The organism is Streptomyces sparsogenes (genome assembly GCF_001704635.1).
In the GTDB taxonomy this organism is placed as follows: domain Bacteria; phylum Actinomycetota; class Actinomycetes; order Streptomycetales; family Streptomycetaceae; genus Streptomyces; species Streptomyces sparsogenes.
The window spans coordinates 1-10,526 of record NZ_MAXF01000066.1 but is presented as its reverse complement, the minus strand read 5'-3'; the positions used below and the strand labels follow the sequence as shown (position 1 = coordinate 10,526).

The 10,526-nt window shown below is 73.9% G+C and carries 7 protein-coding genes and 1 pseudogene; 4 read left to right on the top strand and 4 right to left on the bottom strand.

Features of this window, described 5'->3' with window-relative positions; all coding sequences use genetic code 11:
• The coding region (locus BBH68_RS13880; RefSeq protein ID WP_245738049.1) for a PAS domain-containing protein at positions 1-283 on the bottom strand (283 nt) is incomplete at its 3' end.
• 213 nt (positions 284-496) lie between these two features.
• Between BBH68_RS13880 and BBH68_RS13875 the strand changes: the two genes are divergently transcribed.
• Positions 497-2,035, top strand: coding sequence for an ATP-dependent DNA ligase (locus BBH68_RS13875; RefSeq protein WP_065962227.1), 1,539 nt, complete (start codon positions 497-499; stop codon positions 2,033-2,035).
• A 100-nt stretch (positions 2,036-2,135) separates the two neighbouring features.
• Here the strand turns inward: BBH68_RS13875 and BBH68_RS13870 are convergent, their stop codons facing one another.
• Complete coding sequence (locus BBH68_RS13870; RefSeq protein ID WP_076970902.1) at positions 2,136-2,795, bottom strand: 3,4-dihydroxy-2-butanone-4-phosphate synthase; 660 nt, start codon at positions 2,793-2,795, stop codon at positions 2,136-2,138.
• 189 nt (positions 2,796-2,984) lie between these two features.
• Here BBH68_RS13870 and BBH68_RS13865 point away from each other — a divergent pair, with 189 nt between their 5' ends.
• Positions 2,985-4,034, top strand: coding sequence for an endonuclease/exonuclease/phosphatase family protein (locus BBH68_RS13865; protein ID WP_079150975.1), 1,050 nt, complete (start codon positions 2,985-2,987; stop codon positions 4,032-4,034).
• A 27-nt stretch (positions 4,035-4,061) separates the two neighbouring features.
• On the opposite strand, the gene BBH68_RS13860 is transcribed toward BBH68_RS13865, so the two are convergent.
• The gene (locus tag BBH68_RS13860; protein WP_245738048.1) at positions 4,062-5,120 is read right to left on the bottom strand and encodes a LysR family transcriptional regulator; all 1,059 of its coding nucleotides are present in this window, start codon (positions 5,118-5,120) and stop codon (positions 4,062-4,064) included.
• A gap of 274 nt (positions 5,121-5,394) precedes the next feature.
• Here BBH68_RS13860 and ligD point away from each other — a divergent pair.
• Positions 5,395-6,412, top strand: a pseudogene (gene ligD, locus BBH68_RS13855) (non-homologous end-joining DNA ligase).
• 105 nt (positions 6,413-6,517) lie between these two features.
• Here the strand turns inward: ligD and BBH68_RS13850 are convergent.
• Positions 6,518-8,593, bottom strand: a complete 2,076-nt coding sequence (locus BBH68_RS13850; protein ID WP_065962224.1) for a PhoX family protein — start codon at positions 8,591-8,593, stop codon at positions 6,518-6,520.
• Between the two features lie 239 nt (positions 8,594-8,832).
• Between BBH68_RS13850 and BBH68_RS13845 the strand changes: the two genes are divergently transcribed.
• A partial coding sequence (locus BBH68_RS13845) for a hypothetical protein (protein ID WP_065962222.1) occupies positions 8,833-10,526 on the top strand: 1,694 nt, incomplete at its 3' end.

The window sequence follows — 10,526 nt, the reverse complement described above, 5'->3', positions numbered from 1 at the left end:
CGTTCCCGTCGTCCGGAGCACCGTCGTCCCCGTCGTCCGGAGCACAGAGTTCGTCGGGGACGGGGATGTCGTACTTCTGCAGCGCCATGCTGTCCCGCTCGCCGGTCTCCAGGACCCGCTCCAGGGAGGCCCGCAGATTGCGGGTCCCGGTGGCCTTCGGATCCGCCGGGTTGTCGGGGAAGGCGTCGAAGACATGGCGGCCGAGCAGGTCCTCGCGCGTGCACTGGGTGGCGTTCAGATACGCCTGATTGACCGCGACGATCACCAGATCGGGACCCAGCACCAGATTCGGACTCGGCGTGGCCTCGAAAAGTGCCTGGTAATCGATCTCCCGTCCCGTGGCCCGCTCCCTGCTCGTGCCCCTGCCACGCGGCGCTCGCGGCGCGAACCGCGTGTTCAAGCCCACTGTAGACCGTCCGGCGGCGGGGGGCGCGGGGGCAGAGGCAGCGGGGGGACAGGGGTAGCGGGGGCGCGCGGGAAGAGCGAGGCTGAAGCCATGTTGCTGGCCGAAGTCGCCCGCACCTCACGCGAGGTCGCGGCCACCCCCGCCCGCTCGGAGAAGATCGAGGCCCTGGCCCGGCTGCTCAGCCGCACCGAGCCCGCCGAGGCCCCCGTGGTGATCACCTATCTCGCGGGCAGACTGCCGCAGCGCCGCGTCGGAGTGGGCTGGGCCGGTCTGCGGGTACGCCCCGAGCCGGCCGACGGACCCCGGCTCGGGGTGCTCGACGTCCACCACGCCCTGGACCGGGTCGCGGCCGTCTCCGGCGCCGGCGCCACCACCGAGCGCAAGCGACTGGTGTCCCGGCTGATGTCCGCGGCCACCGAGGAGGAACAGCGCTTCCTGCTCGGGCTGATCGGCGGCGAGCTGCGCCAGGGCGCCCTGGACGCGCTCGCCGTGGAGGGGCTGTCCGCCGCGGTCGGCGCACCCCCCGCCGAGGTGCGCCGCGCCGTGATGCTGGGCGGCTCGCTGGGCGCGGTCGCCCAGGCCCTGCTGGAACACGGGCCGGCCGCGCTGGCCGGCTTCCGGCTGGAGGTCGGGCGGCCGGTGCTGCCGATGCTCGCCCACAGCGCGCGCGACCTGGACGAGGCCATGGACCGGCTCGGCCCCTGCGCGGTCGAGGAGAAGCTGGACGGCATCCGGGTGCAGGTGCACCGGGACGGCGAGACCGTACGCGTCTACACCCGCACCCTCGACGAGATCACCGACCGGGTGCCGGAGGTGGTCGCGGCCGCCCGCGAGCTGGCCGTCGAGCGGGCGGTCCTCGACGGCGAGGTGATCGCCTTCGCCGCCGACGGCCGGCCCCTGCCCTTCCAGGACTTCTCCGGCCGGGTCGGCACCCGCCCGGGCATGGCCGGGGCGAGCGCCGCGCTGCCGCTGTACCCCGTCTTCTTCGACCTGCTCGCCGTGGACGACCGGGACCTGCTTGACCTGCCCGCGCGGGACCGCCACGCCGAGCTGGCCCGGATCGCGCCCGGCCCCCGGCGGGTACGCCGGTTGGTGGCCGAGGAGCCGCGGGACGAGGAGACCCGGCGGGCGGCGCGGGAGTTCGCCGCCGACGTGCTGGCCCGCGGCCACGAGGGCGTCATGGCCAAGTCCCTCGACGCCCCGTACAGCGCGGGCCGGCGCGGCGCGTCCTGGCTGAAGGTCAAGCCGGTGCACACGCTCGACCTGGTCGTGCTGGCCGCCGAGTGGGGCCACGGCCGCCGCACCGGCAAGCTCTCCAACCTCCATCTGGGCGCCCGCCGGCCGGACGGCACCTTCGCCATGCTCGGCAAGACCTTCAAGGGCCTGACCGACGAGCTGCTCGCCTGGCAGACGGAGGCGCTGCTGCGGCTGGCCGTCAGCGACGACGGATGGGTGGTGCGGGTGCGGCCCGAGCTGGTCGTCGAGATCGCCTTCGACTCTCTCCAGCGGTCGTCCCGCTATCCGGCGGGGGTGACGCTGCGCTTCGCGCGGGTGCTGCGCTACCGCGAGGACAAGCCGGCGACGGAGGCCGACACGGTCGAGGCGGTGCTGGCGCTGCGCGCCGGGTGAGCCGCGGCCCCGTACCGGCCGCGCCCCTGGCCTTCAGGGAGAGCGCCCCAGGCGTTCCGGCAGAGCGCCCTGGCGTTCCGGCAGAGCGCCCGGGCGGGGATCAGCGGCCCAGGGCCTTGCGCGCCAGCCGGTAGGCCGCCAGGTCGGCCACCGAGATCAGCGGCAGCAGCCGGCTGGCCGCGAGCCGGCTGAGGTCGTCGTGGCGCGCCAGCTCCCAGTCCGGTGTGACGACAGCGCCGAGCGTGGTCACCCCGGACAGTCCCGCCAGCCGCGACAGGTCCACGGCCGCCTCCGCGTGGCCCTCCCGTTCCAGCACCCCGCCCGGCACCGCGCACACCGGGAAGACGTGCCCCGGGCGCCCCAACTGGTCATGGGTGGTCTGCGGATCGGCCAGCGCCCGGACGGTGCGCGAGCGGTCCAGGGCCGACAGGCCCGTGGTGGTGGGCCCCAGCAGGTCCACGGGGACGGTGAAGGCGGTGTTGAGCAGCCCGGTGTGCTCCTCGTCCACCACCAGCCGCGGCAGCCGCAGCCGGTCCGCCCGGTCGTGCGGCAGCGCCACGCAGACCATGCCGGAGGTGTGGTCCAGCAGCTGCTTCAGCGCCCCCTCGTGGGCGAACTCCGCGGCGAGCAGCAGAACGCCCCTGGGCTCCTTGGCCAAGGCGTCGTAGACGATGACGAAGCCGCCCTCGGCGAACGCGTCGATCGCCTGCTCGACCGCCAGCAGGCGCTCGGGTGCGACCGTCTGTCCAACCACTGCCATGGGGAGCAAGTTTGGCACATGCCAGTGGACCTGACGACGTGTCAATACTCACACGTCGAGGAGACCGGCACACCACCGGTGACCTGCGCTCCCCAGGGCGTCCGCGCCCGGGGAGGGCGCACGGGAGAATAAGGGCTCCCGCCGCCCGGCTGCAGCAGGGCGGGAGCCGAGCCCCGACGAGGGAGAAGCGTGCGGACGACGACAGTCGCGGAGGACCGGGCCGCCGAGCCCGGGCACCCCGCGGGCCGCCTGATACGGCTCGCGCGCCGCTTCGCCCGGCCCCCGCGCGGGCGGGCCCGGCGGCTGGCCGCGTGCTGCGCGGCGCTGCCGCTGGCCGTGGTGAGCGCGGTGCTGGGCTGCCGGGCGGCCGATACCGACGGGATCACGCCCGTCCCCCAACTGCTGGCCTTTCTGCCCTGGCTGCTGGTCCCCGCGCTGCTCGGACTGGTGCTCGCGGTGGCCGCGCGCTGGCCGCTGGGGTGCGTATGGGCACTGGTCGCGGCCGCCGTGACCGGCTGGTTCAGCCAGCCGTACGACGCCGCCGGCGGCCCGCCGGGCGGCCCGGTGGTGGCCCGGGTGCGGGTGCTGACCGCCAACCTGGAGTTCGGCGGGGCGACGAAGGGGCTGCTCGGCGCGTTGCGCCGGGAGGAGCCCGACCTGGTCTCGGTCCAGGAGTGCGACACCCGCTGCGGTACGGCGCTGGACTCGGACGCCGTACGCGAGAGCTACCCGTACCGGAAGGTGATCGCCGTCCCCGGGGACGCGGCCCACGGCTCGGCGATCCTCAGCAAGTACCCGCTGGCCGCCGAGCCCGGGGTCCCCGGGAAGCTGGCCATGCCGCGGGCCGTCGTGCGGATCGCGGACCGGCGGGTCCAGGTGCAGGTGGCCCACCCGATGCCGCCGCTGCCGGGGGAGCTGGACGTGTGGCGCGCCGAGCTGGGGCGGCTGCGCGCGTACGCCGCCGGGCGGGGTCCGGAGCCCACCCTCATCGCGGGGGACTTCAACGCCACCCAGGACCACGCCGCCTTCCGGTCCCTCCTCGACACCGGAATGCGGGACAGCGCGGCGGCGGTGGGCCGCTCGCGAACGCCGAGCTGGCCGAGCGCGACGACCCCGGCGCTGGGCGCCCAGATCGACCACGTGCTGGTCAGCGACGCGCTGCGGCCCCGCGCCGCCCGCTTCCTGGACCTGCCGGACACCGACCACCGGGCGCTGCTGGTCGACCTGGACCTGCACTGACCCACAGGCGCGGCTCAGGGGCCGGGCTCAGCTCTCGCTCGGGTGGTAGGAGTTGGCCAGCTCGAACGGGTCCGGCTCCAGACCCTCGGTCGGCCAGCGCTGCTCCCGCCGCCACTGCTCGTTCTCCAGCGCCAGCGCGTCCCACAGCAGATTGAGCGGGTGGCTCGGGTCGTAGTGGGCGCGCTCCCCGCGCCGGGTGAAGGCGCCGAGCAGCACCTCGAGCCGCGGCCCGGTGTCGTTGACCAGCTCGACGGCCCGCAGCCCGCGCCCGTACGCCACCCGGGGGGCGCCGGCCGCGTCGGCCACGCCCTTGGTGACCAGCATGCAGCCGCGCAGCAGGCCCGAGCGCAACAGCTCGAAGCCGTACGTCACGGTGTCGATCTCGGCGGCGATGTGCAGCCTGTTGCGGTAGTCGGCGCCGAACCAGGTGTGCAGTACCCCCGCCATCAGGCCACTGGCCGAGACGACGAGCGGAAGCGTGCGCAGCTCGCTGCTCTCGACGGTCGGGCCGGGCAGCCGGGAGGGCGGCAGATTGGTCAGCAGCGACACCCCGCTGCGGCGCCACTCCATCACGTCGAAGGCGTCGAGTTCGTCGTGGCCGGCGTCCGCCTGGGGGCTGGTCACCACGGACCCGCAGACCAGGTCCACGTCCTTGGCCCGCAGCTTGGCCAGCACGTCGCGGGTGCGGACATGCCCGACCTTGAGCTCGATGCCGCGCCGCCCGAACTCCTCGGCCACCCGCTCGCCGGCCCCCGCGAGATAGCCGAGGGTGAAGCGCGTGGTGCCCACCATCAGGGTTCTGCCCAGGCGGCGCCGGGATTCGTGGATGCCCTCCAGCCAGTCGCCGAGCGTGCCCCGCGCCAGTTCGACGAGGGCCTCTCCGGTGCCGGTGAACAGCACGTCCTTGCCGCGGCCCTGCTTGAGGACGAGCGGTTCGCCGCACAGGTCCCGGAAGTTGCGGTTCATCGTGTCCAGCTGCTTCTGCACGCTCGACTGTTCCCGGCCGAGCACCCGCGCGGCGCCCAGCGCGGTACCCGCCTCATGCACCACGATCAGCGTGCGGAGCTGGTCCATCGTGGTGTCCATGAGCGCGAGCGGGCTCTGCAGCAGCCTGCTTCGCCCGTTGGCCGTCGGCGGTCCGACCGGCCCGGGTCCAGCCATGAATCCGTCTCGCTTTCCAACTCTTCCTGTTTTGTGGACTCACGAGTTTAGCCCCGGGATGCTTGATCAGGCGGCCGACTTTTTATCGGCCCGGGTTCACCGGCGGCTCATTCCGGATAAGCGCGGATTTACCGTCCCCATGCACGTATGGCGAGCCGATCCCGTTTACGCGCGGCGGGCCGGGTTACTCGCCGAGGATATGAGTGATACGAAGGAGCGTTCGAAGACCGAGGTCAGGGCCGGTCGGCGCACCGTCCCCATCAGCCGCCCGGAAAAAGTGCTCTTCCGGCCCCGGCGGCCCCGGCGGCCCGGACGGTCCCGGCGGCCCGGACCACTCCGGCGACGGAATCACCAAGTCCGATCTCGTCGACCACTACCGCGCGGTCTCCCGCCTCATGCTCCCGCACCTGCGCGGACGCCCCCTGATGATGGAACGCCACCCGGACGGGATCAGCGGCCGGCCGCTGATGCAGAAGAACGCCCCCGACCACTTCCCGGACTGGATCCACCGCGCCGTCATGCCCAAGGAGGGCGGCGAGGTCACCCATGTGGTCTGCGACGACGTCGCCACCCTCGTCTACCTGGCCGGCCAGGCCTGCGTCACCCCGCACCGCTGGCTCTCCCGCGCGGACCGGCCGCACCACCCCGACCGCCTCGTCTTCGACCTCGACCCGCCCCCGGACGCGGGCTTCGAAGAGGTCCGCTGGGCGGCCCGGCGGATGTGCGGGCTGCTGGGCGAGGTCGGGCTGCCCGGCCTGCTGATGACCACCGGCTCCCGCGGGCTGCACGTGGTCGTCGCCCTCGACCGCCGCGAGGACTTCGACTCCGTACGGGACTTCGCGCGCGACGCGGCCGACCTGCTCGCCGCCCGCCACCCCGACCGGCTGACCACCGAGCCGCGCAAGGCCAAGCGGGCCGGCCGGCTCTACCTCGACACCCAGCGCAACGGCTACGCGCAGACCGCCGTCGCCCCGTACGCCGTGCGCGCCCGCCCCGGTGCCCCGGTCGCCACGCCGATCGCCGCCGAGGAACTGGACGACCCGGAACTGAGGGCCGACCGCTGGACCCTGCGCACGATCGGCGAGCGGCTGGAGCGCGACCCCTGGGCGGGCGCCGGCACGAGGGGCCGCTCGCTGAACGCACCGCGGCGGCGATTGGCGGAATTGTCCCGCGAGACGCTTCCGGACGACGGGGATTCCCGCCGGAACGGAAACTGACCCGGACGCCAGTTGAATTAATCTCCGGGACAATTTCCGCCGCGATGAATTACCCGATATTCCGGCGGACCGGAAGATCAGAGGCCGGTGATCAGAGGCCGGCGATCAGACGCCGATGTTCCCGCCGTCGCGCCGCCACACGCTGATCACCGACGGACGGGTCAGCTTGCCCGGGCCGTCGGGCCAGGTGGACGCGGGCTTCTCCACGCTCGCGCCGTCCACCTCGCCCGGGTGCTGCACCGCCACCAGCACCCGCCGGTCCTGGACGATCGGCCCGCAGGTCTCGGCGCCGGTCGGCACGGTCAGGAACTGCTTGACCTCACCGCGCCTGCTGCCGGCCGTCGCCACCCCGAACAGCCCGTCGTGGCTGCCCAGCGCGTTGCCGTCGGTGGAGATCCACAGGTTGCCGTGCGCGTCGAAGGTGATGTTGTCCGGGCAGGAGATCGGCGAGACCTGGTCCTTCGGGAAGCCTCCGAAGTACGTGCTCGGGTCCGCCGGGTCGCCGCACACCAGGAACAGCCGCCAGCCGAACCGGCGGGCCGCCGGGTCGCCCCAGCGCTCGGTCAGCTCCAGGATCTGGCCGTGCTTGTTGCCGTTGCGCGGGTTCGCCTCGTCGGCCGGGGCCTTGCCCGCCTTGCCGCGGTCGCTGTTGTTGGTCAGCGCGACATACACCTTTCCGGTGCGCGGGCTGGGCTCGACGTCCTCCGGGCGGTCCATCTTCGTCGCCCCCACCTTGTCGGCGGCCAGCCGCGTGAAGACGTAGACCTCCTCGGCCGTCATCCCCTCCACGTACGAGGTCGTGCCGCTCGCCAGCGGGATCCACTCGCCCGAGCCGTCGAACTCGCCGTCCTCCGGCAGCTTCCCGCTGCCGTCGATCTCCCCGGCCGGGCTGTCGCCCGTGAACTTGGCGACGTACAGCGTGCCCTCGTCGAGCAGCGTCCGGTTGTGCTCGCGCGCGGCCCGGCTGTCGCCCTTCATCATCCGCTTCGACGAGACGAACTTGTAGAAGTAGTCGAACTTTTCGTCGTCGCCCATGTAGAGAACGGGCCGGCCGTCCGCGGTCAGCCGGGGCTCGGCCGCCTCGTGCTTGAACCGCCCCAGCGCGGTCAGCTTGCGCGGGGTCGACTCCGGGTCGTACGGGTCGATCTCGATGACCCACCCGAAGCGGTGGGGCTCGTTGGGCTCCTGGGCCACGTCGAAGCGCTTGTCGAAACGCTCCCACTTGCGCTCGGTGGCCGCGCCCGCGATGCCGTAGCGCTTGAGCCGGGCGGCGGTGGCCGGATCCGTCACCGAGCCGCCGTTGGCGAAGTACTGGTTGAAGTTCTCCTCGCCCGACAGGACCGTGCCCCACGGGGTGATCCCGCCACCGCAGTTGTTCAGCGTCCCCAGGATCCGCTTCCCCGTCGGGTCCGCCGACGTCCGCAGCAGCTTGCTGCCCGCCGCCGGGCCCGTCACCTCGAACGGCGTGGTCGCGGTGATCCGCCGGTTGAGGCGGTGCCGCGGCACGGCCGTCAACTTGCCGAGCCTGCGGTCCTCCTCCGTCACCAGCACCGACAGACCGTGCGCCGCCCAGGCGATCTCGGCCTGCTCACGGGTCGGGTTCGCCGCGTCGTACCCGGCGAACATCAGCACCTCGTCGGTGTACTCGTGGTTGACCACCAGTAGCTGACGACCGCGCTCACGCGGCACGTCCAGCACGGCCATGTAATCGTTGTTGTAACCGAACTGGCCCGCCTGCGCCTTCGCGGACTGGTTGGCCGGGTCGAACGCGGGCGCGCCGCGCAGGATCGGGTCGCCCCAGCGGATCACCACGTTCTGGTCATGGCCCTCGGCCACCACGACGGCGTCCGTGGTGTTGGGCGCGACCGGCGAGAACCGCAGGCCGCGGGCCGCCTTCCCCGCGCCCTTCCCGGCGCCCCGCGCCCCGGCCGCCCCCTCGGCCGCGGCGGCCTCCGGCGCCCGCCCCACCGCGGTCACCCCGGCCGCCGCCGCCACCGACACCACCGCGCCGGCGCGCAGCACCGAACGGCGCGACAGCGCACCGGCTATGACATCCCCGATGTAGGGGTTCCCACTGGTGTTCGGCACCTCGTGGAAGCAGGCGTCACCACAGCGGTACCGGCAGGTCAGCGCGGAACGACCGCCCGGGTGCGAGCCGATGAGCGGCAGGAGCTTGCGCACGTCTTTCCCTCCGTACGGATTGACCGGCGCGCAACCCGCGCCACCACGGTCTCAGAAGCCATCCGCGGCGAAGCTATGGGCGTAGAGCCGCGAGCCGACGACGGTCGCCTGAACCGGGAGTGAACGACGGGTAACCGGAATCGGCAGCGGAGGACCGCTGAACGGCCCGCTAGCCTTTCCGCACCACGGACATGTACTACCGCCATGCCCCGGCACTCAACACGTGAGAGGTATCTCCCATGGCCATACGGGATCTACTGCGCAAAGTTTTCGGACGCTCCCGCAAGCCACGGGTCGACGATTCGGCTGCGCCGGAAGCGGCGGTTGTCCCGGACACCGCCCAGGAGCCGCCCGCCTCCACCCCCGAGCCCGAGCCTGAGCCCAAGCCCGCCTCTGAGCCCAAGCCCGAGCCCAAGCCCGAGCCCGCCTCTGAGCCCGAGCCCGCCCCGGCGGCCCCGGCCCCGTCCGCCTCCTCCGCCCAGTCGGAGGACGAGGACCTCGTGGCCCACCACCCCTCCCTCACCGAACCGCTGAAGACGCTCGACGAGATCCTGGAGTCCTCCGCCACGCCGGAGTCGGCGTCGGCCTCGACGTCGGCCTCCAAGGAGGAGGCGCCGGCCGAGGCGGCCGTGGAAGCGGAGCTGAAGCGGGACACCGCCGACGAGAAGCCGGCGGTCGCCGCCGAAGCGGAGCCTGTCGAGCCGGAGGCGGACACCCCAGCCGAGACCGCCAAGACCGAGGCCGACGCCGAGCCGAAGCAGGAAGCCGCCGCCGAACAGCCGGCCGCCGCCGAAGCGGAAGCCACGCCGAAGCCCGCCGAGCCGGACGCCGCCAAGCCCGAACCCGAGGCCGACGCCCCCGCCGAACAGCCGGACGCCGCCAGGACCGAGGCCGCCGAGGCCGACGCCCCCGCCGAGCCGGTCGCGGCCGAGCCCGAGACCACCGAGGCCGGGACCACCGAGGCCGAGGCCGCCCCGAGCGCCCGCTCGGAAGCGGAACAGGAAGCCACCGACGAGCCGGCCCCCGCCCCGAACGCCGAGGCCGAGGGCAAGGCCGCCCCGGAGGCCGCCGCCGAGCCGCAGCAGGAGACCGACAAGACGGCCGAGGCGGAGACGGAATCCGCCACCGAGCCGGACGCGACGGAGACCGAGGCCCAGGCCGACACCGCCGGCGAGCCCGCCGAGGCCGAGGCGCAGCCGACCCCCGCCACGGAAGCGAAGCAGGCGACCGAAGACGCGACCGAGCCCGCCAAGACCGACGCGGCGGACACCGACGCCGAGGCCGACGCCTCCGCCGCACCGACCGAGGCCGACGCGGAAGACACCCCAGCCGCCGACGCGGCCGACGCGGCCGAGCCCGAGACGGCCCCGGAGCCCGCCGTCGAGCCGGACGCTGACGCCCCGGCCACGGAGCCGGAGGCGCAGGCCACCCCCGTGGACGCCCCGGAAGCCGAGGCCGACGCCCCCGCCGAGCCCGCCCAGCCGACCGAGGCCGACGCGGAAGACACCTCGGCCGCCGAAGCAGCCGAGGCGAAGACCGACCCGAAACCCGCCACCGAGCCGGACGCGACGGAGACCGAGGCCCAGGCCGACACTGCCAGCGAGCCCGCCGAGGCCGAGGCGCAGCCGACCCCCGCCACGGAAGCGGAGCAGGCGACCGAAGACGCGACCGAGCCCGCCAAGACCGACGCGGCGAACACCGACGCCGAGGCCGACACCACCGCCGCACCGACCGAGGCCGACGCGGAAGACACCCCAGCCGCCGACGCGGCCGACGCGGCCGAGCCCGAGACGGCCCCGGAGCCCGCCGTCGAGCCGGACGCTGACGCCCCGGCCACGGAGCCGGAGGCGCAGGCCACCCCCGTGGACGCCCCGGAAGCCGAGGCCGACGCCCCCGCCGAGCCCGCCCAGCCGACCGAGGCCGGAAGACACCT

Coding starts and splice junctions, on each gene's coding strand:
- BBH68_RS13875 (WP_065962227.1), top strand. CDS start 497: ATGTTGCTGGCCGAAGTCGCCCGCACCTCACGCGAGGTCGCGGCCACC.
- BBH68_RS13870 (WP_076970902.1), bottom strand. CDS start 2,795: ATGGCAGTGGTTGGACAGACGGTCGCACCCGAGCGCCTGCTGGCGGTC.
- BBH68_RS13860 (WP_245738048.1), bottom strand. CDS start 5,120: ATGGACACCACGATGGACCAGCTCCGCACGCTGATCGTGGTGCATGAG.